A 23,739-nucleotide genomic window follows, 5' to 3' on the forward strand; every position below is an offset into this window, starting at 1 on the left:
CCCCGTAAGGTGGGCGACGGGATCACACCCCGCCCCACCAGCCGCTTCACCGCCGCAGCGGCCCCACCCCGCCCTAGGAGCCCGCACCGCCATGGCACAGCACGCCGAGCACCCCGCCTACCCCGTCGGACTCCGCCTGTCCGGGCGGCGCGTCGTAGTCGTCGGGGGCGGGCAGGTCGCGCAGCGCAGGCTGCCCGCGCTCATCGCGGCCGGCGCCGACATCGTGCTGGTGTCGCCCTCCGCGAAGGCGTCCGTCGAGGCCATGGCGGAAGCCGGCGAGATCCGCTGGGAGCGCCGCCGGTACGAAGAGGGTGACCTCACCGACGCCTGGTACGCCCTCATCGCCTCCAGCGACCCCGTCGCCAACCGCACCGCCTCCGCCGAGGCCGAACGCAACCGAGTCTGGTGCGTACGGAGCGACGACGCCGAGGCCGCCACCGCCTGGACCCCCGCCACCGGCCGCAGCGAGGGTGTCACCGTCGCCGTGCTGACCGGCCGCGACCCCCGCCGCTCCGCCGCCCTGCGGGACGCCATCGTCGAGGGCCTGCGTGACGGCACCCTCGCCGCGCCCCACCACCGCACCCGCACCCCCGGCGTCGCGCTCGTCGGCGGCGGCCCCGGCGACCCCGACCTGATCACCGTGCGCGGCCGCAGGCTCCTCGCCGAGGCGGATGTCGTGATCGCCGACCGCCTCGGCCCGCGCGGCCTGCTCGACGAACTCCCGCCGCACGTCGAGGTGGTGGACGCCGCGAAGATCCCGTACGGCCGCGCCATGGCCCAGCAGGCCATCAACGACGCGCTGATAGAGCACGCCAAGGCGGGCAAGGCCGTGGTGCGCCTCAAGGGCGGCGACCCGTTCGTCTTCGGCCGCGGCATGGAGGAGGTCCACGCGCTCGCCGAGGCCGGTATCCCGTGCACCGTCGTGCCCGGCATCTCAAGCTCCATCAGCGTGCCCGCCGCCGCCGGAATCCCCGTCACCCACCGGGGAGTCGCCCATGAGTTCACCGTGGTCAGCGGTCATGTCGCCCCCGACGACGAACGCTCGCTGGTCGACTGGGCCGCACTCGCCCGCCTCCATGGCACGCTCGTCCTGCTGATGGCCGTCGACAAGATCGGTCCCATCGCCGAGGCGCTCGTCGCGCACGGCAAGGCGCCGGAGACGCCCGTCGCGCTGATCCAGGAGGGCACCACGGCCGCTCAGCGGCGGGTCGACGCCACGCTCGCGACTGTGGCGGAGACGGTACGGACCGAAGAGGTACGGCCGCCCGCCGTGATCGTCATCGGCGACGTGGTCGCCCTCGGCGACGGCCGGCACTGAGCTGCTCCGGCCCCGGACGGCCACCGACACCCACAGACGTTCCGACCCACCCACCGGACAAGGCAGTCATCACCCCGTGGCCCACCTCATCACCGTCGACGACCCCGACGATCCCCGCCTGCACGACTACACCGACCTCACCGACGTCGAACTTCGGCGCAGGCGCGAACCCGCCGAAGGACTGTTCATCGCCGAGGGCGAGAAGGTCATCCGCCGCTCCCGCGACGCCGGTTACGAGATGCGGTCGATGCTGCTGTCGGCGAAGTGGGTCGACACCATGCGGGACGTCATCGAAGCGACTCCGGCCCCGGTGTACGAGGTGAGCCCCGCCCTCGCCGAACGCGTCACCGGTTATCACGTCCACCGCGGCGCCCTCGCCTCCATGCGCCGCAAACCGCTTCCGACGGTCGCTGAGGTGCTCCGTACGGCCCGCCGCGTCGCCGTCATGGAGGCGGTCAACGACCACACCAACATCGGCGCGATCTTCCGCAGCGCCGCCGCCCTCGGCATGGACGCCGTCCTCCTCTCGCCGGACTGCGCCGACCCGCTCTACCGCCGCTCGGTGAAGGTCTCGATGGGCGCGGTGTTCTCCGTACCGTACGCACGGCTCGACGGCTGCCCGCGCGCGCTGGACACCGTACGGGAAGCGGGGTTCAGGCTGCTGGCGCTCACCCCCGACGAGCGGGCCTCCGTCATCGACGAGGCCGCGCCGCACCGGCTGGAGCGTGTCGCGCTGATGCTGGGCGCCGAGGGCGAGGGCCTCTCCGCGCGGGCCCTGAGCGCCGCCGACGAGTGGGTCCGTATCCCCATGGCACACGGGGTGGACTCGCTGAATGTCGGCGCCGCGGCGGCGGTCGCCTTCTACGCGGTCACAGCGGGCCGACCTGAGGCCTGAGACCGGACCGGAGACCTGAGACCGGCAGGGGCCGGGGGCCCAAGGGGCCGAGGAGGCCGGTACACCGGTGGATCAGAGCTGCTGTGCCGCCGCGATCCCCAGCGCCACCACGAGCGTCACCACGACGAAGACGATCAGCCGCTGCCGCAGCAGCCGCGGATTGGCGGGCCGCCGCCCGCCCGAGGTCGACCGCGGCCCGGTGGGCCGGCCCCCGCCCGTACGCCCGGTTCCGCCGCCCCGCGACTGCGATGGGCGTGAACCACCCGTACGGGAACCGCCGGTACGCGACGACGCCCCCGAGTTGGGTGCCTTCGGGGCCCTCGGGCGGGACCCGGACGAGCCGACGGGGCCGGAGGAGCCGCCCGTACCGCTCGGAGTGCGGTTCTGGGGGCCACGCTCGACCACGATGCGCTCGCGCTCCGTGTACCGCTCGGTCAGCCGTCCCGTCGGCAGCTCCTGCGTCTCGCGCACCCGCTGCGCGGGCGGCCGGCCCGCCGAGAGGCCCTGGGCCTCCCTGGCCGCGATCTCCTTGAGCCGCATGGACAGTTGGAGCGTACTGGGGCGCTCGTCCGGGTCCTTGGCGAGACAGGCGCGCAGCAGCGGAGCGAGGGCGTCCGGCACCCCGTGCAGATGCGCCTCCTCATGGACCACCCGGTAGAGCATGACCTCCGAACTGCCGTGTCCGAAGGGCGAGTCGGCCGTCGCGGCGTACGCGAGTGTCGCCCCCAGCGAGAACACGTCGGTCGCCGGGGTCACCGCCGCGCCCCGCACCTGCTCGGGGGCGAGGAACCCGGGCGACCCGACCGCCGTACCCACATGCGTCAGCGTGCTCGCGCCGGTCGCCCAGGCGATGCCGAAGTCGATGATGCGGGGGCCCTTGGGGGACAGCAGGATGTTCGACGGCTTGAGATCGCGGTGGACGACCCCGGCCTCGTGCACGGCCACCAGGCCCTCGGAGAGCGCCGCGCCCACCGAGGCGACCTCGGAGGCCGGCAGCGGGCCGTCCTCGGCGACCTTGTCGTGCAGCGAGGGGCCCGGCACGTACTGGGTGGCGAACCACGGCCGGTCCGCGTCGAGATCCGCGGCCACCAGCCGTGCCGTACAGCCGCCGCGGATCCGCCGCGCGGCGGACACCTCGCGCGCGAACCGCGACCGGAACTCCTGGTCCTCCGCCAGATCCGGGCGGATCACCTTCAGCGCGACCCGCTGCCCGCGCCGGTCGGACCCCAGATAGACGACCCCCATACCGCCGGCACCAAGCCGCCGGTGGAGCCGGAACGAACCGACGACACGCGGGTCCTCGCGCCGGAGCCGCATCATCGCCATGTCCATCCCCGCTGCCCGGTCGTCCGTGTGACGTGGCACAGCTTACGTACCCGCGCCCCGGCGCGCTCATAGGCCGCGCCCTCGCGGACCGACCGATTGTCAGTGCGGGGTGGGAAACTTGGGAAGTGGCGGGAGGACGGCGGATCCCAAGTCCTTCCGGCCCGTGCGAGATCTCAATGGTCCGTCGCAGAAGGGGGATTGGATCGTGAAGGGTGACCGGGTGGAGATAGTCGTGGACGCGGGGGACACGACCCGTACGTATGAAGTCGTGGCGAGCAGGGCGGGCCGCCGGGTGGAGACGGCGGTGCGCCGCGGCGTGGTGGAAGTGAGCGAAGTCACCCGCAACGGATCGGTGGTCAGGACGGCCCGGTTCATGGCCACGCGGGTGCTCGCACTGGTGGAGCAGCCGGTGCCCAGGCAGGACTCCTCGGAGCGGTCGGCGGAGCGGCCTCTCAGGGAAGACCCTCAGGCGTAGACCCGGCTCTCCACCCTGGGGAGTACACCACCCACGGGTGGCTCATCCCCTGGGAGGCCCGTCAATGGGTACGCGGGCATGACGTCCGGGGCGCGCCGTGTCCCTAGTGTTGAGGTCAAGCGGCGGGTGCAGCAGCTCGTCCCCCGAGGTCCGACACTCGCCGCTCTCGGGACAGACAGGAGAAGGACCATGGCGGGCACGGCACCGCGGGCAGCGATCCTTGCGCAGGGACGCAAGGCGTTCGCGGCGTTCGGCGAACGCCGGTCCGGCACACGCCACCCGCTGGTGGCGACGGCCATGGTCCTTCCCCTGGCGACCCTGCTCGTGGTCGTCTTCGGCGGCTGGGACGCGGTGGTCACACAGGCGTCGTCCGTGGGCGTGATGCTGGGGCGCTGAGCGGCGCCCCGGACCTGGGAGAGCGGCCCGGGTCGGGGACATCCGGCCAACAACCCCGTGGGGACGGGGGTGCGGCGGACGGCAGCGTTTGGCCGGTCAGCTGGGGAGCTGACCGGCCATCGCGCTGCCCGGACGCGGTTGGGCGCGCCCCTTGGCGCCGGGGGTACCGGGTACCTGCACGCGGTGCGCGTCCACGCCCAGCGGCGGGTTTCCGCGGCCCGCTGGACCTGCGCCCCCGTTGCGCTCTCGGCGCGGGCCGAGCCACCGACCGGTGCTACGGGACTTCCATGCGCAGCACGAGATCGCGCCCGAGGCGTGAAGCTTACGGCGGCCCCGGCCCCCAGCCGGGCCCCAAGCGGCCGCCCCCCCGGCTCCCGCCCGGGCTCCGAGTCGGGCCTGGGCTCCCGGTGCGGCCGTATCGCCGGGCGCGGGTGTCCCGGCTGAGGGCCGGAGCCCGGCTCCTGGCGGGGCCCGGCCGTCGGCTCCCGCCTGGGCTCCGGAGCGGGGTCCAGGCTCCCGGTGCGGCCGTATCGTCGCGGGCCCGCGACGCCCGGCACGGCGCCTCGCCGCGTTGTCGGATCGTCCAAGTACGTCCCGGCCATCCACAACGCCGGTCCTCCGCCTTGCGATGCTCTCCCGTGGCCTGAACGGCACGGGAGGGACACCCTCCGCCGGACGCCGCGGTCTGATCCACGAGACAGGACCTGAGCCCGGCCCGAGCCCCCGGTGCCGCCGTATCGCCGCGGGCAGGTATCCCGGCTGAGAGCCGGAGCTCGGCTCCTGGCGTGGCCGGCCGCTCGGGTCCGACACCTTCGCGGCTTAGCCCGGGCTCCGGCTCCCGCCCGGGCTCCGAGCGGGGCCCGGCTCCCGGGTGTGGCCGTATCGGCGCGCGGGTGTCCCGGTTGAGGGCCGGAGCCCGGCTCCTCGCGGGGTCGGCCGCCCTGGTCCGGCACGTTCGCGGCTTGGCCCGGCCGTCGGCTCCCGCCCGGCCCCCTGGCTCCCGCCCGGACTCCGGAGCGGGGCCCGGGCTCCCGGTGCGGCCGTGTCGCCGCGCGCGGGAGTTCCGGCTGAGGGCCGAAGTCCGGCTCCTGGCGGGGGCGGTTGCCCGGGTCCGGCACCTTTCCCGCGTGGCCCGGCCGTCGGCTCCCGCCCGGACCCTGGCTCCCGGTGCCGCCGTATCGCCACACGCGTGTATCCCGGCTGAGGGCCGAAGCCCGGCTCCTCGCGAGGCCGGCCGCCCGGGTCCGGCACCTTTCCGGCGTGGCCCGGCCCTCGGGCCCCAGCGGCCCGCCCTGAGCAGCCAGACGCTCGCGTCCGCCGTTGCCGCCCCCTTACCCGCCCGGTCGCCGGCCCGGGCCGAGTCCGACGTAGGGTCCTCGTGCGGACATGCGGGCATTTCGTACCGGGGGAGGAGGCACCGTGACCAACGCTGTCGTTCGTGCGCTGGAACTTGTCGCACGGCAGGCCGCTCATGCCGGGGATGCCGGTGCGGACCCGGCGCGCTGTTCTGCCTGCGGGCACATCGACACCGTGCTCGCGCAGCGGAGCGGCGGGGTGGTCGTACGGCACGGCAGGGCCGTCGCCAAGGCACACGCCGAGGCCACGGACCCCCTGGACCACCGGGCCAGACTCGCCGTCGCCGCGCATCCGCTGCTCGCCGGGATCCTGCTGCCGCCGCTCACCACGGCCGCCGAGAACGCCGCCGGGCGGCCCGTCACCGCCTGGCCCTACGGCGCCCCGGTCGACCCCGACGACCCCGAGGCCGCCCCCTGGGAGCAGGCGGGCGCGCTCGTCGCCCGGCTGCACTCCGTACCGCTGGAAGCCGTGAGGGCCGACGGCCTGCCGTACATGCGCGGCCCCGCCAAAGCCGCCCGCGCCGTCGCGCGGATGCGGGCCGCCGGGCCCCGCCCCGCCGCCGTGCCCGTGGAGCGCGCCTGGGAGCGGCTGCCCGCCTGGGCACGCGACGAGGCGGCCCCGCCGGGCCCGTACGCCCTCTGCCACGGCGACCTGCACCTCGGCCAGCTCGTGCGCCACCCCGCGCCCGACGGCCCCTGGCTGCTCATCGATGTGGACGACCTCGGAATCGGCGACCCCGCCTGGGACTTGGCGCGCCCCGCCGCCTGGTACGCCGCGGGGCTGCTGCCCGTGGAGATCTGGCGGCGCTTCCTAGGCGCATACCGCGCCGCCCGCGGCCCCGCCGCACCCCTGGCGGACGACCCGTGGCCCCGGCTCGACATCCCCGCGCGCGCCCTCACCGTCCAGACCGCCGCCCTCGCGATCGCCAAGTCCGCCGCGGAGAACCGGGATCTGGACGAGGTCGAGCGCCTGCTGGTGGACGCCTGTGCCCGGATCGCCGCGCTCCCGGCGCAGTTGGAGTCGGCCCCCGACCCCGCCTCCTCGTCGTAGGCTGAACCGACCGTCGCCGGGAGCATGTTCCGGCGATGCCGGACCAACGGCGAGGAGCTGAGCCGACGATGCAGTGTCCCAAGTGCCGTGCAGCGATGCACACGTACAACCGCAATGGCGTTCAGATAGAGCAGTGCAGCGGCTGCCGGGGGATCTTCCTGGACTACGGCGAGCTGGAGGCCCTGACCCGTCTGGAGTCGCAGTGGGCGCAGCCCGCCCCGCCCGTGCCGCCGGCCCCGCAGGCCTACCCGGCGGGCTCCGCCCCCGCCTGGGGCGCCCCGCACCACGGCGGCCACCATGGCGGTCACCACCGCCACAAGAGCTTCGGCCGGATGCTCTTCTCCTCGTGAAACTCCTGAAAATCCTGGGAGACCGGTAAAGCCCGGGCCCCGGTCATGCACGACATAAAGACGAGCACGACAAAGCCCCCGGTCATCGAATTCGATTCGACCGGGGGCTTTGGACGGTGCGCGATACTGGGATTGAACCAGTGACCTCTTCCGTGTCAGGGAAGCGCTCTCCCGCTGAGCTAATCGCGCAGGTCAACCCGCATCTCCACGCCTTACGGCAACGGATTTACGGCGACATGCACAGGCCTTGCGTGCGCGATACTGGGATTGAACCAGTGACCTCTTCCGTGTCAGGGAAGCGCTCTCCCGCTGAGCTAATCGCGCGGGAATCCACCGGAATAACCGAACGGATTCAGTGGACGATACTGGGATTGAACCAGTGACCTCTTCCGTGTCAGGGAAGCGCTCTCCCGCTGAGCTAATCGTCCTTGGAGGTGGAGACGGGATTTGAACCCGTGTAGACGGCTTTGCAGGCCGTTGCCTCGCCTCTCGGCCACTCCACCAGGAGCATGGGGGCGGGGATCAAGATCCCCCACATCGAGCGGACGACGAGATTCGAACTCGCGACCCTCACCTTGGCAAGGTGATGCTCTACCAACTGAGCCACGTCCGCCTGTCGTTTCCCGGCCCGTCTGCACGGCCCGGCGACATGCTGAACTCTAGCGGATTCCGGAGCCAGCACAAAAACCCGTTTCCGCAGCGTGCTGGGGTGCGTTCGCCGTGCGTTCAGAGCGGTGCGTCCCAACAGAGCCTGTTCCAGTGCCGCGACCGGTGCGGAACCAGTGCCGTGACCGGCGAGGTTCGCGCGACGGAGCGGACCTCGCGAGGAGGGGAAGAGGAGGGCAAGGGGAGGGGAACTAGACTCGAAACCGTGCATGACCTCGCTCCTCTGGCCCGTTTCGGCGCCCTTCTCGCCACGGATCTGCGGGATGTCACCCATGATCCGGAGGCACTCGACTCCGCCGGCTTCTGGGCTGTCGCCGTGGACTTCGAGGGACGTCTCACCTGTGCCCGCTTCGGGGACGTACGGGCGGAACCCGTACCCATTCCCGTACCGGGCCGGTGGCGCGGCCCGGCCGCCGGTGACTGGACGTCGTCCCTCGGCCGCACCGCGTACACGGCGGGCGTACGCCGTATCCGCGAGTACATCGCGGCCGGCGACGTCTACCAGGTCAACCTCTGCCGCGTGCTCTCCGCGCCGCTGCCCGACCCGGCCGCGTCCGACGTCGACGCGCTGACCTCGCTGCTCGCGCGTGACAATCCGGCCCCGTACGCCGGGACCGTCCGGCTGCCCGCCCATGGCGTGGAGATCGCCACCGCCTCGCCCGAGCTGTATCTGCGCCGTACCGGCGGCACCGTCGAGTCCGGGCCGATCAAGGGCACCGCCCGTACCGCGGCGGACCTGCTGGAGAAGGACTACGCCGAGAACGTGATGATCGTGGACCTGGTCCGCAACGATCTCGGCCGGGTCTGCGCCACCGGCTCCGTCACCGTTCCGGCCCTGTGCGCGCTGGAGTCGCACCCCGGGCTGGTACATCTCGTCTCGACCGTACGGGGCGGACTCGCCGAGGGGGCGGGCTGGCCGGAGCTGCTCTCCGCCACCTTCCCGCCCGGCTCGGTCAGCGGCGCCCCCAAGTCCAGTGCCCTGAAGATCATCGAGGAGCTGGAGACGGCACCGCGCGGCCCCTACTGCGGGGGCATCGGCTGGGTCGACGCCGACCGCGGCACCGCCGCGCTGGCCGTCGGCATCCGTACGTTCTGGATCGACCGCACCGCCGCACCGGGGCCCGTCCTGCGCTTCGGCGCCGGCGCCGGGATCACCTGGGGGTCCGACCCCGAGGGGGAGTGGGAGGAGACCGAACTGAAGGCGTCCCGGCTGCTCGCGATAGCGTCGGGCGCGTACGAGGCGAGCGGAAGGACGGCGTCATGAAGATCTGGGTCAACGGCGGACTGCTCACGGCGGAGGCCGCCCGGGTGTCCGTGTTCGATCACGGGCTGACCGTGGGCGACGGCATCTTCGAGACGGTCAAGGCCGTCCAGGGCAAGCCCTTCGCCCTCACCCGCCATCTCGCCCGGCTGGCCCGCTCGGCCGGCGGCCTCGGCCTGCCCGAGCCCGATCTCGACGAGGTACGGCACGCCTGTACGGCCGTCCTCGACGCCAACCCCATGCCGCTCGCGCGGCTCAGGATCACCTACACCGGCGGACTCTCCCCGCTCGGCTCCGACCGGGGCGACGAGGGCCCCACCCTGGTCGTCGCGGCCACCGCGGCGTCGCGCCGCGCGGACACCACCGCCGTCATCACCGTCCCCTGGACCCGGAACGAGCGCGGCGCGCTGACCGGGCTCAAGACCACCTCGTACGCCGAGAACGTCGTCGCGCTCGCCCGCGCACACGAACGGGGCGCGTCCGAGGCGCTGTTCGCCAATACCGTCGGCGAGCTCTGCGAGGGCACGGGCTCCAATGTCTTCGTCGTCCTCGACGGCGAGCTGCACACCCCGCCCCTCTCCTCCGGCTGCCTCGCAGGCATCACCCGCCTCCTGACCGCCGAGTGGGCCGGGGCCCGCGAGACGGATCTGCCGCTGGACGTGCTGGAGCGCGCGGACGAGATCTTCCTGACCTCGACCCTGCGCGACGTGCAGGCCGTGCACCGCGTCGACGGCCGTCAACTCCCGGCCGCGCCAGGCCCGGTGACCAGCAAGGTGATGCGTCTCTTCGACGAGCGCTCCGGAGCCGACCTGGACCCGTGAGTTGCGCAGGGGCCCGGCCCCCGCGACCTGCCTGGGCCCCATAACCGGATGACTCCGCCACGTACGACGGGTACAACTCCCCTGATGACCACCACCCTGCGGCCGACCGGGCCGCTCCGGCAGACCGACGACGGCGGGAAATCGCGCTCCTACGAGGTCTGCGTGAACAGCCGTCCCGTCGGCTCCATAGAACTCTCCACGGACCCCGGCTTCGGCAATACCGCCGGGACCCTCCGCGCGCTCCGGATCGACGAGCCCGACCGGCGCCGCGGCCGGGCCACCGTCGCCGTGCTCGCCGCGGAAGAGGTGCTGCGCGGCTGGGGCTGCGGCCAGGTACAGGCATCCGTACCGCCCTCCGCCGTACCCGCGCTGCGCATGCTGGAGTCCCTCGGCTACGTCGAACGCAGCCGCAACATGGACAAGGAACTCCCGCCGGACCCGCCCGCACTCCCGCCGGGCGTCGAGGGCCGTCCCATGAACGAGACGGAGTTCGGCCGCTGGCACGCGCAGGCCGTCGACGGGTACGCGCGGAGCTGGGCCGACCGCGGCACCCCGCCCGACCGGGCCCAGGCCCTGGCCGAGGCCAGCCACCGCAAGCTGCTGCCCGCCGGACTCGCCACCCCCGGTGCCTCGCTGAACGTCCTGCTCCACGAGGGCGCGGTGGTCGGCCACGTCTGGGTCGCGTCCCGGGAGGTACGTCCCGGCCGGCCCGGATCGTACGTGTACGACGTGGCCGTGACCGAGGACCAGCGCGGCAAGGGGTTCGGCCGGGCGCTGATGCTGCTCGCCGAGGGGATCGCCCTGGAATCCGGTTCGGAGGTACTCGGACTGCATGTCTTCGCGGGCAACACCCCGGCGATCCGGCTGTACGAATCGCTCGGCTACGGGACGACCGCCGTCAACTACTTCAAACAGCTCCTCTAGCGCGTGTCTTCAAAGTCCCGTCTGCCCGGCGACGCCTGGCACGCACGCTCGCCGCGTTGTCGGGATCATCCAAGTACGTCCAGTACGAGGATGACCCTCCGCCTTGCGATCGCACGCACCAGACGCCGCCGGGCCCGCCCTTCGGGCGGACGACGCTACTTTGAAGACACGCCCTAGGCCGGGGCCGCCAGCAGCCGGTCGGCGGCCTGCTCGATGCGCTCGCGCAGCCCCTCCTGCCCCTTGCCGCCGTCCAGCCGCTCGCCGCCGATGATGTACGTCGGGGTGCCGGTCACCCGGAGCGCCTTGCCCTCGGCCTGGTCGGCGTCGACGGCCAGCAGATGCCTGCCGTCGATCAGGGCGGTGTCGAACTCCTCGGCGTCCAGCCCCAGCTCGCGCGCCACCTCCAGCAGGACCGGCTCGCCGCCGGCAGCCAGCTCTGCGGTCCTGGCCAGCAGGGCCTCCGCGTACGCCCAGCCCTTGCCCTGCTCCGCGGCCTCCTCGGCGGCCTGTGCCGCGGCGTACGCGTGCTTGTGGCGCTCCAGCGGGAAGTGCCGCAGCCGGATCTCCAGCCGGTCGCCGTACCGGGCACGCAGCGCCCGCAGATCGTCCAGGGCGGTGTGGCAGTCCGGACACTGGAGGTCGAACCAGACGTCGAGGACGACGGGTCCTGCGGTGGTGAAGTCGCTCATGGGACCAGTCTCCCAGTACGAGGGACCCCGGCGTGCGACCGGGACCAGGGGAGGACGGCGTCCCCGAGATGTCCCCGAGATCCGCGGGCCCACCGTGGCCCCGACACGGTCCTCAGGTGCACGATGGAGAGCGGAACGGTGTTCGGCCGTTGAAGCGCGCTCTGCCGGGAGGACCCGATGATTGCCGAGACCATTTGCGCTGCGGTGTCAGCGGCGGGCGTGGGCATCGCCGCGGTCACGGCCTACCGCAGGCGTTTCCTCGCCGCCACCCGGATCCTGGCGTACGCGCTGGTCCCGGTGGCCCTGGTGATGACGGGCCTGGTGAAGTGGGCCGCCAACACCGCGTTCAGCCCGGTGGCCTGGCTGGGCTTCGGAGTGCTCGCGCTGGCCTGGCTGCTCTTCATGACGACCCGCATGGTGGAGCGGCGCGGTGGCCGTACGCGCAAGGAGCGCAAGGAAGCCGCCAGGGCGGCCCGCCAGGGGGCGGTGGAACCCGCGGCCTCGGCGCCCTCGCTGGGCCCCGGTGCCAAGCCGGTCGCGCGGCCGGGGGCCAAGGGGGCCGCCGTGGAGCCCGCCGACGACTTCAGCGACATCGAGGCCATCCTCAAGAAGCACGGCATCTGACCAGCCGGTTCCGCAACGCGCGGTACGGTCACCGGGAGCGGAGTCCGGTGGCGTGGTCGCGGTGGTCGGGGGAGCATCGCAGGTGGGCGCCGTTCGCGCGGCGGTTCCGGACTTTTGTCCACGGAATATGATGAACTCCCGCGCTGAAAACGCGTGTTGGTCATTGGCGGGGTCCGCGGTACGTCATGATCGCCCCGAGATGCTCGATACCTCCCGGGATGAAACCCCCGTTCCCACCGATGAGCAGCGCGGTTGCCTTTTCGCGCTCTCCCAGCCGCCGTTGATGATCTTCCTGGCGGTGATCGGCTCGCTGCTGCTGATGGCAGCGGTGCACGATTTGTTCCTGCTGTGAGGCCCAGGCCCTGCCCGGCGGGTCCTCGCGGGTCGACGAAGGTCCGCCGGACAGGGCCTAGCCGGCCGCTTCCTTGCGGCGAGCGCGGTACGCGGCCACATGCAGCCTGTTGCCGCAGGTCCGGCTGTCGCAGTAACGGCGCGAGCGGTTGCGCGACAGGTCGACGAACGCGTGCCCGCAGTCCGGGGCCTCGCACCGGCGCAGCCGTTCCTGCTCACCGGCCACGACCATGAACGCCAGGGCCATGCCGCAGTCGGCGGCGAGATGATCGGCGACCGAGGCGCCCGGCGCGAAATAGTGCACGTGCCAGTCGTAGCCGTCGTGGTCGGTGAGCTGCGGTGTCGTCCCGGCGGCGGCGACCAGCCGGTTGATCAGCTCGGCCGCGGTGCGCGCGTCCGGCGCCGCGAACACCTCCGCGAACCGCGCCCGTACCTCCTGTACGGCCCGCAGATCGCGGCGGCCGAGGTCACCGACCCCGCTGAGGCCCTGGCTCCGTACGAAGGCGTACAGCGCCTCTGTGTCCGCCAGCCCGTCGGGAGTGCCGCCCCGCGCACCGCCCGTACCGTCCTCCGGCGCGGTGTTCACCAGATCGACCACGGTGTCGAGGGCGATCCGGGTGTCGTGGGGAATCAGCACGATCCGCTCCCTGGCGTCACGCGGGCCGGTGCCCGACGGATCCCGCTGACTTTACCGGCTGACCGGTGCGGGCGTGGCGGGCACCGGGAGCCGGGCGCCCGTGGGAACGGCGGTGGGGACGGCTGCCGGAACGCCCCGGGAACGCATCGACGCCGTCGTCGCGGTGGGGCCGCGGCGACAGCGTCGGTGTCCTCCGTATGCGGTTGTCCGCACGGCGCCGTCTCCCCGAGTCGGACGGCGCCGAGCAGCCCTCTGCCTGGCTCAGCTCTCGGCCAGGATGTGTGAGAGCTCCGTGTCGAGATCGAAATGACGATGCTCGGTGCCCGGCGGCACCGCGGCGTCGGTCCTTTTGAGGAACGACTCCAGGGCCCGCGCCGGGGCCTCCAGCAACGCTTCGCCCTCTGGAGAGCTCAATGCGATACAGACGACGCCCTGACCATGGCTGCGGGAAGGCCAGACCCGGACGTCGCCGGTGCCGGTGGGCCGATGCAGCCCCTCGGCGAGAAGGTCTCGGGCGAAAACCCACTCGACCGTCTCTTCGGCTCCAGTGTGGAAGGTGGCGTGCACGGCGTAAGGATCGGCCGTGTCATACCGCAGGCCCGCTGGTACAGGCAGTGAGGACTCGCTCGATACAACGAGGCGCAGGTGCAGCTCGCAGCTGACCGTGGTGTTCATAAGCGCCAGGGCCTTTCGCTCAGTGTGCGCTCGGGGATTCGCACGTCGGCGAATTCGACATGCCACCTATAGTGCCGTTGTAAACCCCTCTGTCTCTTTTGTGCAGCTTCAGGTACCTCGTACAGCGGTGTGTGACTTCAGGTCATACGGCCATTCCGGTGATGTCGAGCGTTCAGGTAGGTTGGCCTTATGCATGCGGAGAGTGACGAGCGGGGGCGCGTGGTCGTACCGGAGGCCGTGCGGAACGAGGCCGGCGGGACCCCCGAAGGGGCGGCGGATCCGGCGGCCGGGCCGGAGCCGGAGCTGGGCTCGCGGGCGCCGCGATTCATCAAGGCGTCACGGCCGCTCCATCTGAGCTGGCAGGTCGGTGTTTTTGTGGTCGGCCTCGCGGTGGTCGCGGCGGGCGTGTCCATGCTCGTGCTGCCTGGGCCGGGCTGGCTGGTGATCTTCGGCGGGATGGCGATCTGGGCGACGGAATTCGTCTGGGCCCAATTGGTCCTGCGCTGGACCAAACGGAAAGTGACGGAGGCGGCACAGAAGGCGCTCGATCCGAAGGTCCGGCGGCGGAACATGATCCTGACGGCCGTCGGTCTGGTGATCATCGTCGTGCTGCTCGCGATCTACCTCTGGAAGTTCGGGATCGTCATGCCCTGGAACATCACGGAGTGACTCGGCACGCGTCGTGGGAAGCCGCTGACATCGGGTAATGTGTGCGGTGCGCCCGGGCGATTAGCTCAGTGGGAGAGCGCTTCGTTCACACCGAAGAGGTCACTGGTTCGAAACCAGTATCGCCCACAGGACCGAGGGCGGTGTGTGCTCGTGGAAAGCACGAGCACACACCGCCCTCGTTGTTTTCGGACGGCTCAGCGCATCCTGCCCAGGCTCCTGCGGAGCCGCTGGGCGTCCTTGAGGCGTTGTTCGTACGTCGCCCCCACCGCCAGCAGGAGCAGGCCCGCGAGGGCCGGAGGCAGCCAGCGGGGGAGTGCGTCCACCACCTGGACGGCATACGGCGCCAACTCGTGCAGGGCCACCAGGGCGAGGACCGTGCCGCCCAGCAGCAGCGGTGCCTGGAGGCTCAGCCGGGCGCCCGCGAGGGTGAGGGCCAGGGCCGCGAGTCCCAGCAGCAGCGGGCGTGCCCAGTGGGTGTCGCCCCAGGCGGCCAGCAGGCTCGGCAGCAGCGTCGCGGCCAGGCCCGGGCCGTACGCCGTCCAGGACGAGGCCGCCGGGTCGCGGCGGCTCCGCAGCAGGCCGACGACGAGCGCGGGGACGGTCACGGGCAGCGTGTACGCCTCGGGCACCGACACCTCCGACGCGGCCAGCCGTACCCAGGTGGCCAGGACGAAGAGCGCCGCCGCGGTGTATCCGGCCGCCTTTCTCCGCTCGGGGCGGATGGCCGTACCCGCCGCGATCACCCCGCACAGCGCGAGCACCAGAGCCAGTACGGGCGCCCGGCCCGAGGCCAGGGCCACCGCGAGGAGGCCGGCACCGGCCGCGGTGATCTCGACCGGTGACGCCACCGGGCGGACGCCCGGCCGCGCGCTCAGCAGGGCCGCCGCCGCGGGTACCACGAGCAGGGTCACGGCGGTGTGTTCGGCGGGCAGCCCGGCTGCCGCGGCCGAGGCGGCGACCAGGGCGGTTGCGTACCCGACGGCCGTACAGGCGAGGGCCGTGCTCACGGCCTGCCGGGTTCCGGTACGCACGGCGGCCACCGCGGCGGCGGCGAACAGGGCCGTCAGCACCGCGAGCGCGGTGACCGTCGCGGGCCGGGTGGCGAGGGAGAGCAGCGCGCCGCCGACCGAGCCCAGCCCGGCGCAGGACAGCGCGGTGACCGCCACCGGCGCGCCTGCGCGGATCCGTGGGTGGACGGCCGCCACGAGCAGGGCCGCCGTCAGCAGCAGCGGTACCGCCACCGCGACCGGGTAGCTCGCGGCCAGGACCAGCGGCAGCACCAGCACACCCGCCCAGCCCAGTGCGACGGTGCCGCAGAGCGCGGGTGTCCGCAGGCCGTTCTCCTCGCCCCAGGCGTCGGTCAGCGGGCGGTACGCCCAGGCCGTGAGAGCCCCGGCCGCCACCAGCAGGACCACCGGCGCGGCGGGCTGGTACGGCAATGACACTGTCGGTGTGCCCGTCCAGATGTCCGGGACACGGCCCAGTCCGCCCAGTAGGGCCACCCCCACCGTCGGCAGCGCCCACAGCACCGACGTGCCCAGTACAGCCCCGGCCGCCCAGGTCAGCCCCCGTACCACCGGCCGCGCGAGGCGGGTCCGCACCACCGGGAGCAGTGTGATCCCGCACAGCAGATAGCCCGGAACGGCCCAGTCCTCCGGGACGGCCATACGGATCACACCGCCGGCCGCGGTGACCCACGCCAGGCCCGCCACCACCGCGCAGGCGAGCGCGACTCCACCCGCACGGTGGGCCACGAAGAGCCCCAGGGCCGCCGCCGCGAGCAGCAGCACGGCCGGGCGGAGCGCGTCGGCCGGTGTCTCCGCCAGGACGGACAGTGTCCCGCCCGTCAGCAGCGCCCCGCCCGCGGTCACCCACGCGGTGGCGCCCGCGAAGGCCCGTACCGTACGGGACCCCGACCACAGCGCGGCCGTCGTGTCCAGGGCAGCGGTCACCAGCAGGGCCCAGGCGACAACCAGTGGAGTGTCGCCGGTGGCCAGTGCCCAGAGCGGGAGCGGGAGTTGGGCCGCCGGCACGGCGACGGGCAGTGGGCCGCGCAGGGCGGGGAGAGCCGTTCCGTAGCCGGCCCAGAGCGCGGCCAGCACAGCCGTGGCCGCCGCCGTGTAACCGAGGCCGTCGGTGCCCGGGAACGCCACCCGGTACAGCGCGTACGCGTCGAGGACCGTGAGCACCAGACCCAGCGCGGCCACCGCCTCGGCGGTCGAGCGCAGATCCCGGCGCAGCAGCGCCACCGGGGCGGCGAGCGCCAGGGCGGTCACCCCTGTCAGCACCGCCGCACGGCCGCCGATCCCCATATGGCCCCAGCTCACCAGGGTGAAGGCGATCGCGGCGACCGCCAGGAGCACCCCGCCCAGCAGGAGCAGCACATTCTGCGCGCTGGTCGGCGGGGACGACGCGGGCGCGACGGGACCTACGGTCCGCGCCGGCCGGTCCGGAGGGCTGAGCAGATATGCCCTGCGCGCCAGCAACTGGCCTCTGCGCGCGTCGAGTCGGGTTAGTTCCTGATCGATGAGCGCCAGCTCATGGGCGGGCGGCGGAACATTCTCCATGGAGGCGAGTGTGGTCCGCGCCACACGCCCTGCCATGGGGTCCCGTACTCAGATACGGCGATGAGTACCCGGCGTCCGCTTCCCACCCGGTTCGCCGGTTCGCATCGGGTTTGAAGCACACCGGCCGAGACCTGTAAGGTTCAGTGCGTTCCCGGGCGATTAGCTCAGTGGGAGAGCGCTTCGTTCACACCGAAGAGGTCACTGGTTCGAACCCAGTATCGCCCACCGGGATCGAGGGCGGCATGGCTCGCGGAAGACGCGAGACATGCCGCCCTCGTCGTTTTCCGTGCGGCTTCGCCGCACATGGCGGGGGCTTCGCCACCCGCACCCCCTGCGTGGCCGGTCCGTCAGAAGACGGACCGGCCGTTGCGTGTTCGGACAGAGAGCGGACAGATATCGGACGGACGGCGGACAGGGAGTGCCTCCCGGTGGTCAGGCCGCCGCGGCGGGCAGTTCGGGGCGGAGCGGCCAGGCGGGGTCCACCGCTTCCTCCGTGCCGTTGCGCGAGAACCACGCCTGGAGACCCCGCGCCTGTGCCGCGTGCCACACCGCCTGGAGTGTGTGCAGCTCGGGGGCGCTCAGCCGCTCCAGCCGGGTCGCGAACCGCCGGCCCACCGCCCGCACCACCTCCAGCGCCGCCACCGCGTCGACGGCCGCGTCATGTGCCCCGTCCAGCTCCACCCCGTAGTGCGCGCACAGATCGGTCAGCGTACGGCGGCCCTTGCGGTAGCGGTCCAGATGCTTGTCCAGGACCCGTGGGTCCAGCACACAGAGCGGCACATGCTCCAGACAGCGCCCCAGCGACGAGGCCCGGTGCCGCCGCAACTCGCGGTCCAGGATGGTCAGATCGAACGGCGCGTTCATCACCACCAGTGGCCGGCCCGCGCCGCACTGCTCGGCCAGCGCCCTGGCCATCTCCTCCACCGCCGGAGCGGGCCAGCGCCCGTTGCGGTGCAGATAGTCGTCCGTCAGACCGTGCACTTCGGTGGCGGCCGCGGGCACGGGCACCCCCGGATCGATCAGCCAGCGGGTCACCCGCGGCCTGCCGCCTGCCATGTCCTGGACGACAAGAGCGGCCGAAACGATCCGGTCCTGCTCGACGTCCACCCCTGTTGTCTCGGTGTCGAACCCTGCCAATGGCCCTTCATACCAACGCGTCATCCCCGAACTCCTCGCGCCTGAGCGGCAGATGGCGTCCGGCCACTGCCCGAACCGGTGATACCCGGACAGCATGTTCGGTACGCGCCGTTTACGACGGGCTCCACACGGTGACAACAATGTTGTCGGGTACGTGAGTTGACGTCCCGTCGCTCCAACTGACCGGTACGGCCCGGAAGGCACCCTGAGCCATGGCGCTCGCCAAGCCCGAACCGGGTGGGCTGCTGCCCGAGCGGATGGCACCGCTGCGAGGAGCGCTCGCCACCACCGCCTGCATGGAGACTCTCCAGGTGGGCTACCTCCACGCAGTCGCCGCCGCCGCGGGCTGCTCACTCAGCCAGCCATTTCCCGACAACGGCATCGACTGGCACGTGAGTCACAGCGCGCCAGGTCATCTCGTGGACGACGAAGTCACCATCAAGGTGCAGCTCAAATGCACCTACCAGATTCCGCCGCACCCGGCGGGCCCCGCCTTCTCCTTCACCCTCGACAACGCCCACCTCGTCAAACTCGCCCGTACCCCGGTCTCCGTGCACAAGATCCTGGTCGTGATGCTCGTGCCCAGGACCCAGGACGAATGGCTGCGCGCCAGCCACGACCGGCTCGACCTCAGACACTGCTGCTACTGGACCAATCTGGCCGGCCATCCGGTGACCGGCCGCTACCGCACCACGGTGCGGGTGCCCACCGCGCGGATCTTCGACGACCGGGCGCTCTGCGAGATCATGACCCGTGTCGGGTCGGGAGGGAGACCGTGATGCGCTGGCCGTCCGACGAGCCAGTACGTTCCCATGCGTCCCACACGCCGATCGACCTGCCGGAGCCGCCGTCCGGCGCCGACCCTCTCGGTGAGGGCGGCGCCTTCGGCGGGGCGGACTCCTGGGGTGGGGGACCGGCGCCGGGACCCGACCCCGCCAGGACCGATCCCGCCGTCCTCGGCGCGCTGCTCGCCCGGCACGGCTGGCGGCGGCGCGGCGGGGCACCCGGGCGCTATGCCCGCTGGACACCACCGGGGCCGGGCTCCCGGGGCACGAGCCTGCTCGTGCCCGAGAGCCGGGCCTTCCCCGACTGCGAGGACCTGCTCGCCGAGGCCCTCACCGCGCTCACCCACAGCGCGGCACCGTCCGCGCGCGAGGTACTGGTCGGCCTCACCGTGCCGAGCGACGAGATCCGCTGGTGGCGCGATGTGCCGCCGGGGCCCTCGGGCGCGGCGGAGTGGACCGTACAGGAACAGCTCCGTGCGGCGGCCCGGCAGTTGCTGCTCGCCGGGGCGCTCGCCGTACGCGGCAGGGCCGGGTACTACGGGGCGCGCCACCGCAGGCAGGCGCAGGAGTCCCTCGGCGGCGTGCTGGTGGGACCGGCCCCCGCCGGGCGGGAGCTGACCGCCTTCCTGCCGGTCACGACCGGGCGGGCCGTCGCCGTACGGCTCCATCACGCGCTGTCGGCGGCCCGTGAGGCCACCGACTACCAGCGGGCCACCGGCGGTATGGAGGCCTTCGACTCCGCTGTGGAGGCGGGGGTGAGCCGGGAGCTGACCGAGGCACTGGTGGCCCTCGTCCGCGGTACGGAGGGCGCCCGGGTCGCGCTGGCCTGGGCCCCCGGCGCGGGCGTGCCCGAGGGGTGTGCCGCCCGCCCCGAGCCGGTCGAGTTCTCGCCCGGCGATCTGCCCGCGCTGCGCGAGGCGGGCAAGCGCTATCTGCGCGACGAGCCGTCCGTACCGGTACGGATCACCGGCGCGGTGATCCGGATGCGCCGGGCCGGTCCCAACGGCGACGGGTCCGTACGGCTGCGGGTCCTCGCGGGCGCCGAGATCCCGCACGTACGGGTCGCGCTCGACGAGGAGTCGTACCGCGTCGCGGGCCAGGCGCATCTGCTCGGACTGCCGATCCGGGTGGTCGGCCGGCTGGAGAGCCGCGGCGGGTTCCGCAGGCTCACCGACGCCAGCGGGGTGGTGCCCGTCCAGGTCGACGAGGCGGAGCGGGACCGGCTGATGAAGTCGCTCCAGGAGAATCTGGACTACTTCGAAGAGGTCTGCGGCGGAGGGGACTGAGGGCGCGGAGCGGGGCCGGTCCGCCGGCCCCGGTCAATCGCTTCGCGAGCGGCCCTCCCGGCTCGGTACGATTCAGACGCGCAGTGTCCGCTGCCGCGCCCCAGAGTCAGGAGAGACCGGTGTCAGATGTCCGTGTGATCATCCAACGCGATTCCGAGCGGGAAGAGCGCGTGGTGACGACGGGCACTACGGCGGCCGAGCTCTTCCCCGGCGAGCGCTCCGTGATCGCCGCGCGCGTCGGCGGGGAGCTGAAGGACCTCGCGTACGAGCCCGCCGACGGCGAGATCGTCGAGCCCGTCGAGATCTCCTCCGAGGACGGGCTCAACATCCTGCGCCACTCCACCGCGCATGTCATGGCGCAGGCCGTGCAGGAGCTGTTCCCCGAGGCCAAGCTGGGCATCGGCCCGCCGGTCAGGGACGGCTTCTACTACGACTTCGACGTGGCGGCCCCCTTCCATCCCGATGACCTCAAGGCCATCGAGAAGAAGATGCAGGAGATCCAGAAGCGCGGCCAGCGCTTCTCGCGGCGCGTCGTCACCGACGAGGAGGCGCGCGCGGAGCTGGCGGACGAGCCGTACAAGCTGGAGCTGATCGGCATCAAGGGCTCCGCCTCGGCCGAGGACGGCGCGGATGTCGAGGTGGGCGGCGGCGAGCTGACCATCTACGACAACCTGGACGCCAAGACCGGCGAGCTGTGCTGGAAGGACCTGTGCCGCGGCCCGCACCTGCCGACCACCCGGCACATCCCGGCGTTCAAGCTGATGCGGAACGCGTCGGCGTACTGGCGGGGCAGCGAGAAGAACAAGCAGCTCCAGCGCGTCTACGGCACCGCGTGGCCGTCGAAGGAAGAGCTGAAGGCGCATCTGGAGTTCCTCGCGGAGGCGGAGAAGCGCGACCACCGCAAGCTCGGCAGCGAACTCGACCTGTTCTCCGTCCCCGAGGAGATCGGCTCCGGTCTGGCGGTCTTCCACCCCAAGGGCGGTGTCGTACGCCGGGCCATGGAGGACTACTCGCGGCGGCGGCACGAGGAGGAGGGGTACGAGTTCGTCTACACCCCCCACGCCACCAAGGGGAACCTCTTCGAGAAGTCGGGCCACCTCGACTGGTACGCCGACGGCATGTACCCGCCCATGCAGCTCGACGAGGGCGTGGACTACTACCTCAAGCCCATGAACTGCCCGATGCACAACCTGATCTTCGACGCCCGGGGCCGCTCCTACCGCGAACTGCCCCTGCGGCTCTTCGAGTTCGGGACGGTGTACCGGTACGAGAAGTCCGGCGTCGTGCACGGTCTGACCCGGGCCCGCGGCTTCACCCAGGACGACGCGCACATCTACTGCACCCGTGAGCAGATGGCCGACGAGCTGGACTCGACGCTGACCTTCGTGCTCAACCTGCTGCGCGACTACGGTCTGACCGACTTCTATCTGGAGCTGTCGACCAAGGACGAGACCAAGTTCGTCGGCTCGGACGAGGCCTGGGAAGAGGCCACCGAGGTACTGCGGAAGGTGGCCGAGAAGCAGGGCCTGCCGCTGACCCCCGACCCGGGCGGCGCCGCGTTCTACGGCCCGAAGATCTCGGTGCAGGCGCGGGACGCCATCGGGCGCACCTGGCAGATGTCGACCATCCAGCTCGACTTCAACCTTCCCGACCGCTTCGATCTCGAATACACCGCGCCCGACGGCTCCAAGCAGCGGCCGGTCATGATCCACCGCGCGCTGTTCGGCTCCATCGAGCGGTTCTTCGCGGTGCTGCTGGAGCACTACGCGGGCGCGTTCCCGGCGTGGCTGGCGCCGGTGCAGGCGGTGGGTATCCCCGTGGGCGACGCGCATGTGCCGTATCTCCAGGAGTTCGCGGCGGAGGCGAAGCGGAAGGGGCTGCGGGTCGAGGTGGACGCGTCCTCGGACCGTATGCAGAAGAAGATCCGCAACCAGCAGCGCCAGAAGGTGCCGTTCATGATCATCGTCGGTGACGAGGACATGCACGCGGGTACGGTGTCGTTCCGCTACCGCGACGGCTCGCAGGAGAACGGGATTCCGCGCGACCAGGCGCTGGCCAAGCTGGTGGATGTGGTGGAGCGCCGCGTACAGGTGTGACACCGGGTGTACGGGTGTGACGGAGAGGCCCACGGGAGGCGGTATCAGCTTCCCGGGGGCCTCTCCCCGTTCGCACCCTCGTCGCGGTCCGCCCGGTCCTCCTGCGCGAAGACCTGGATCAGCCACGACGAGAACGCGCCCGTCACCGCGCCCAGCAGCGCCAGACCGCACGCCATCAGACACACCCCGTACACCCGCCCCAGCGGGGTCACCGGGGTCACATCGCCATACCCGACCGTTGTGATCGTCGAGCAGGCCCACCACACGGCGTCGCCGAAGGTACGCACGGTGGTGCCGGGGGCTCCCCGCTCCTGCTCGTAGACCGCGAGCGCGGCGGCGAAGCCCAGCAGGCACGCGGCCAGCCCGGCGTACGCCATCACCCGCCCGTACAGACTGAGCCGGGGGCGGGCGCGGCGGCGCCGCACCGCCATATACGTGTTCACGATCCGCAGCGGGCGCAGCAGGGGCAGGACAAGAACGACCGTGTCCAGCCAGTGGGTCCGCACGAAGCGCGGGCCCTCGCCGCTGAGCAGCAGCCGCACCACATAGTCCAGCAGGAAGAGCGCCCAGATCAGCAGGGTGAGGCCCAGCGTCACACCACGCCAGAACGGGCCGATGCCGGGGAGCAGGACCCGTACCGCGTAGCACGCCAGGAAGAGCAGCGAGCCGGCGAGCAGCGGCAGATCCGTGCGTCGCTCCCAGCGGAGCAGGCGGTCGGACGCGTTCCGGACATGCATCGCCCCAGCATGTCCGGAGGCCACCGGGTCAGAGCCCGACGACACGCTTCACCGGGCCGAAGTCATATGCTGCACAGCATGACGAGTGAGCCGGAGCAGCAGATCGGAGTGGGGACCCAGGACGCGTTCCAGCGCCTGTGGACGCCCCATCGGATGGCCTATATCCAGGGCGAGAACAAGCCCACCGGTCCTGGCGCCGAGGACGGCTGTCCCTTCTGCTCCATCCCGTCCAAGTCCGACGAGGACGGGCTGATCGTCGCGCGTGGCGAGCGGGTGTACGCGGTGCTCAACCTCTATCCGTACAACGGCGGCCACTCGATGATCGTTCCGTACCGCCATGTCGCCGACTACACGGATCTGGACGACGCGGAGACCGCCGAGCTGGCTCTCTTCACCAAGCACGCGATGACCGCGCTCCGTACGGCCTCGGGCGCGCACGGCTTCAACATCGGGATGAACCAGGGGGTCTCGGCGGGCGCGGGCATCGCCGCCCATCTCCACCAGCATGTGGTGCCGCGCTGGGGCGGCGACACCAACTTCATGCCGGTCGTCGGGCATACGAAGGTGCTTCCCCAGCTCCTCGCCGATACGCGCGCGATGCTCGCGGAGGCCTGGCCCGTACAGCCTGATCCAAAAGCCGGGCCATAG

General features: G+C 72.1%; 23 protein-coding genes and 7 tRNA genes. 18 read left to right on the plus strand and 12 right to left on the minus strand.

Annotated features, from left to right (window positions below; genetic code table 11):
• The first annotated feature begins 91 nt into the window (after positions 1-91).
• The gene (gene cobA / locus WH07_RS27490; RefSeq protein WP_046505596.1) at positions 92-1,318 is read left to right on the plus strand and encodes a uroporphyrinogen-III C-methyltransferase; all 1,227 of its coding nucleotides are present in this window, start codon (positions 92-94) and stop codon (positions 1,316-1,318) included.
• A gap of 76 nt (positions 1,319-1,394) precedes the next feature.
• Positions 1,395-2,213 carry a TrmH family RNA methyltransferase gene (locus WH07_RS27495; protein WP_046505598.1) on the plus strand — a complete coding sequence of 273 codons (819 nt, stop codon included), beginning with the start codon at positions 1,395-1,397 and terminating at the stop codon, positions 2,211-2,213.
• A 72-nt stretch (positions 2,214-2,285) separates the two neighbouring features.
• Here WH07_RS27495 and WH07_RS27500 read toward each other — a convergent pair whose 3' ends face one another.
• A complete protein-coding gene (locus WH07_RS27500) occupies positions 2,286-3,545 on the minus strand; it encodes a serine/threonine-protein kinase (protein WP_046505600.1) in 1,260 nt (419 codons plus the stop codon).
• Between the two features lie 199 nt (positions 3,546-3,744).
• Here WH07_RS27500 and WH07_RS27505 point away from each other — a divergent pair, with 199 nt between their 5' ends.
• From WH07_RS27505 to WH07_RS27520, 4 genes are all read left to right on the plus strand, one after another.
• Entirely contained in the window at positions 3,745-4,014 is a 270-nt protein-coding gene (locus WH07_RS27505) for a hypothetical protein (protein ID WP_046505602.1), read from the plus strand.
• A gap of 189 nt (positions 4,015-4,203) precedes the next feature.
• On the plus strand, positions 4,204-4,410 hold the full coding sequence (locus WH07_RS27510) for a hypothetical protein (RefSeq protein WP_046505605.1): 207 nt from the start codon (positions 4,204-4,206) through the stop codon (positions 4,408-4,410).
• Between the two features lie 1,419 nt (positions 4,411-5,829).
• Complete coding sequence (locus WH07_RS27515) at positions 5,830-6,816, plus strand: phosphotransferase family protein (RefSeq protein WP_106409694.1); 987 nt, start codon at positions 5,830-5,832, stop codon at positions 6,814-6,816.
• Between the two features lie 68 nt (positions 6,817-6,884).
• The gene (locus tag WH07_RS27520) at positions 6,885-7,166 is read left to right on the plus strand and encodes a TFIIB-type zinc ribbon-containing protein (RefSeq protein WP_046505609.1); all 282 of its coding nucleotides are present in this window, start codon (positions 6,885-6,887) and stop codon (positions 7,164-7,166) included.
• Positions 7,167-7,283: 117 nt separating this feature from the next.
• Here WH07_RS27520 and WH07_RS27525 read toward each other — a convergent pair.
• The 5 genes from WH07_RS27525 to WH07_RS27545 form a co-directional block, all read right to left on the minus strand.
• Positions 7,284-7,355: transfer RNA gene (locus WH07_RS27525), tRNA-Val, on the minus strand.
• Positions 7,356-7,418: 63 nt separating this feature from the next.
• A tRNA-Val gene (locus WH07_RS27530) sits at positions 7,419-7,490 on the minus strand.
• A 32-nt stretch (positions 7,491-7,522) separates the two neighbouring features.
• Positions 7,523-7,594 (minus strand) — tRNA-Val (locus WH07_RS27535).
• 1 nt (position 7,595) lies between these two features.
• Positions 7,596-7,669 (minus strand) — tRNA-Cys (locus WH07_RS27540).
• Between the two features lie 37 nt (positions 7,670-7,706).
• Positions 7,707-7,779, minus strand: a tRNA-Gly gene (locus WH07_RS27545).
• Positions 7,780-8,037: 258 nt separating this feature from the next.
• On the opposite strand from WH07_RS27545, the gene WH07_RS27550 reads away from it, so the two are divergent.
• From WH07_RS27550 to WH07_RS27560, 3 genes are all read left to right on the plus strand, one after another.
• Positions 8,038-9,096, plus strand: a complete 1,059-nt coding sequence (locus WH07_RS27550; RefSeq protein ID WP_046505612.1) for a chorismate-binding protein — start codon at positions 8,038-8,040, stop codon at positions 9,094-9,096.
• Positions 9,093-9,914 (plus strand): aminotransferase class IV, encoded by an 822-nt coding sequence (locus tag WH07_RS27555; RefSeq protein ID WP_046505614.1) that lies wholly within the window; start codon positions 9,093-9,095, stop codon positions 9,912-9,914. The genes WH07_RS27550 and WH07_RS27555 overlap by 4 nt, the downstream gene beginning before the upstream one ends.
• Positions 9,915-9,998: 84 nt before the next feature.
• Complete coding sequence (locus tag WH07_RS27560) at positions 9,999-10,838, plus strand: GNAT family N-acetyltransferase (RefSeq protein ID WP_046505617.1); 840 nt, start codon at positions 9,999-10,001, stop codon at positions 10,836-10,838.
• A gap of 173 nt (positions 10,839-11,011) precedes the next feature.
• On the opposite strand, the gene WH07_RS27565 is transcribed toward WH07_RS27560, so the two are convergent.
• The gene (locus WH07_RS27565) at positions 11,012-11,527 is read right to left on the minus strand and encodes a DsbA family protein (protein ID WP_046505619.1); all 516 of its coding nucleotides are present in this window, start codon (positions 11,525-11,527) and stop codon (positions 11,012-11,014) included.
• A gap of 177 nt (positions 11,528-11,704) precedes the next feature.
• On the opposite strand from WH07_RS27565, the gene WH07_RS27570 reads away from it, so the two are divergent.
• Both WH07_RS27570 and WH07_RS40515 read left to right on the plus strand, forming a co-directional pair.
• Positions 11,705-12,151, plus strand: a complete 447-nt coding sequence (locus WH07_RS27570; protein WP_046505622.1) for a hypothetical protein — start codon at positions 11,705-11,707, stop codon at positions 12,149-12,151.
• Positions 12,152-12,350: 199 nt separating this feature from the next.
• A complete protein-coding gene (locus WH07_RS40515) occupies positions 12,351-12,503 on the plus strand; it encodes a hypothetical protein (protein WP_198533903.1) in 153 nt (50 codons plus the stop codon).
• Positions 12,504-12,560: 57 nt separating this feature from the next.
• Here WH07_RS40515 and WH07_RS27575 read toward each other — a convergent pair whose 3' ends face one another.
• Positions 12,561-13,139 (minus strand): CGNR zinc finger domain-containing protein, encoded by a 579-nt coding sequence (locus WH07_RS27575; protein WP_046505625.1) that lies wholly within the window; start codon positions 13,137-13,139, stop codon positions 12,561-12,563.
• Positions 13,140-13,400: 261 nt separating this feature from the next.
• On the minus strand, positions 13,401-13,814 hold the full coding sequence (locus WH07_RS27580; protein WP_003959770.1) for an SsgA family sporulation/cell division regulator: 414 nt from the start codon (positions 13,812-13,814) through the stop codon (positions 13,401-13,403).
• Between the two features lie 189 nt (positions 13,815-14,003).
• Between WH07_RS27580 and WH07_RS27585 the strand changes: the two genes are divergently transcribed.
• Both WH07_RS27585 and WH07_RS27590 read left to right on the plus strand, forming a co-directional pair.
• Entirely contained in the window at positions 14,004-14,483 is a 480-nt protein-coding gene (locus WH07_RS27585; RefSeq protein WP_046505642.1) for a TIGR02611 family protein, read from the plus strand.
• Between the two features lie 54 nt (positions 14,484-14,537).
• Positions 14,538-14,609: transfer RNA gene (locus WH07_RS27590), tRNA-Val, on the plus strand.
• A 68-nt stretch (positions 14,610-14,677) separates the two neighbouring features.
• Here WH07_RS27590 and WH07_RS27595 read toward each other — a convergent pair.
• Positions 14,678-17,050, minus strand: coding sequence for an SCO7613 C-terminal domain-containing membrane protein (locus tag WH07_RS27595; RefSeq protein ID WP_198533904.1), 2,373 nt, complete (start codon positions 17,048-17,050; stop codon positions 14,678-14,680).
• 153 nt (positions 17,051-17,203) lie between these two features.
• Here WH07_RS27595 and WH07_RS27600 point away from each other — a divergent pair.
• A tRNA-Val gene (locus WH07_RS27600) sits at positions 17,204-17,275 on the plus strand.
• A 207-nt stretch (positions 17,276-17,482) separates the two neighbouring features.
• Here the strand turns inward: WH07_RS27600 and WH07_RS27605 are convergent.
• On the minus strand, positions 17,483-18,211 hold the full coding sequence (locus WH07_RS27605) for a 3'-5' exonuclease (protein WP_046505647.1): 729 nt from the start codon (positions 18,209-18,211) through the stop codon (positions 17,483-17,485).
• 188 nt (positions 18,212-18,399) lie between these two features.
• Here WH07_RS27605 and WH07_RS27610 point away from each other — a divergent pair, with 188 nt between their 5' ends.
• The 3 genes from WH07_RS27610 to thrS all read left to right on the plus strand — a co-directional run bounded on the left by WH07_RS27610 (position 18,400) and on the right by thrS (position 22,354).
• A complete protein-coding gene (locus WH07_RS27610) occupies positions 18,400-18,966 on the plus strand; it encodes a DUF4365 domain-containing protein (RefSeq protein ID WP_046505650.1) in 567 nt (188 codons plus the stop codon).
• On the plus strand, positions 18,966-20,258 hold the full coding sequence (locus WH07_RS27615) for a hypothetical protein (RefSeq protein ID WP_232789078.1): 1,293 nt from the start codon (positions 18,966-18,968) through the stop codon (positions 20,256-20,258). The genes WH07_RS27610 and WH07_RS27615 overlap by 1 nt, the downstream gene beginning before the upstream one ends.
• Before the next feature lie 119 nt (positions 20,259-20,377).
• A complete protein-coding gene (thrS, locus tag WH07_RS27620) occupies positions 20,378-22,354 on the plus strand; it encodes a threonine--tRNA ligase (protein ID WP_046505652.1) in 1,977 nt (658 codons plus the stop codon).
• 44 nt (positions 22,355-22,398) lie between these two features.
• Here thrS and WH07_RS27625 read toward each other — a convergent pair whose 3' ends face one another.
• A complete protein-coding gene (locus tag WH07_RS27625) occupies positions 22,399-23,091 on the minus strand; it encodes a potassium channel family protein (RefSeq protein ID WP_046505654.1) in 693 nt (230 codons plus the stop codon).
• Between the two features lie 66 nt (positions 23,092-23,157).
• On the opposite strand from WH07_RS27625, the gene WH07_RS27630 reads away from it, so the two are divergent.
• Positions 23,158-23,739 (plus strand): HIT family protein, encoded by a 582-nt coding sequence (locus WH07_RS27630; protein WP_046505656.1) that lies wholly within the window; start codon positions 23,158-23,160, stop codon positions 23,737-23,739.

It is taken from the genome of Streptomyces odonnellii, from assembly GCF_000981895.1.
Taxonomy (GTDB): Bacteria; Actinomycetota; Actinomycetes; order Streptomycetales; family Streptomycetaceae; genus Streptomyces; species Streptomyces odonnellii.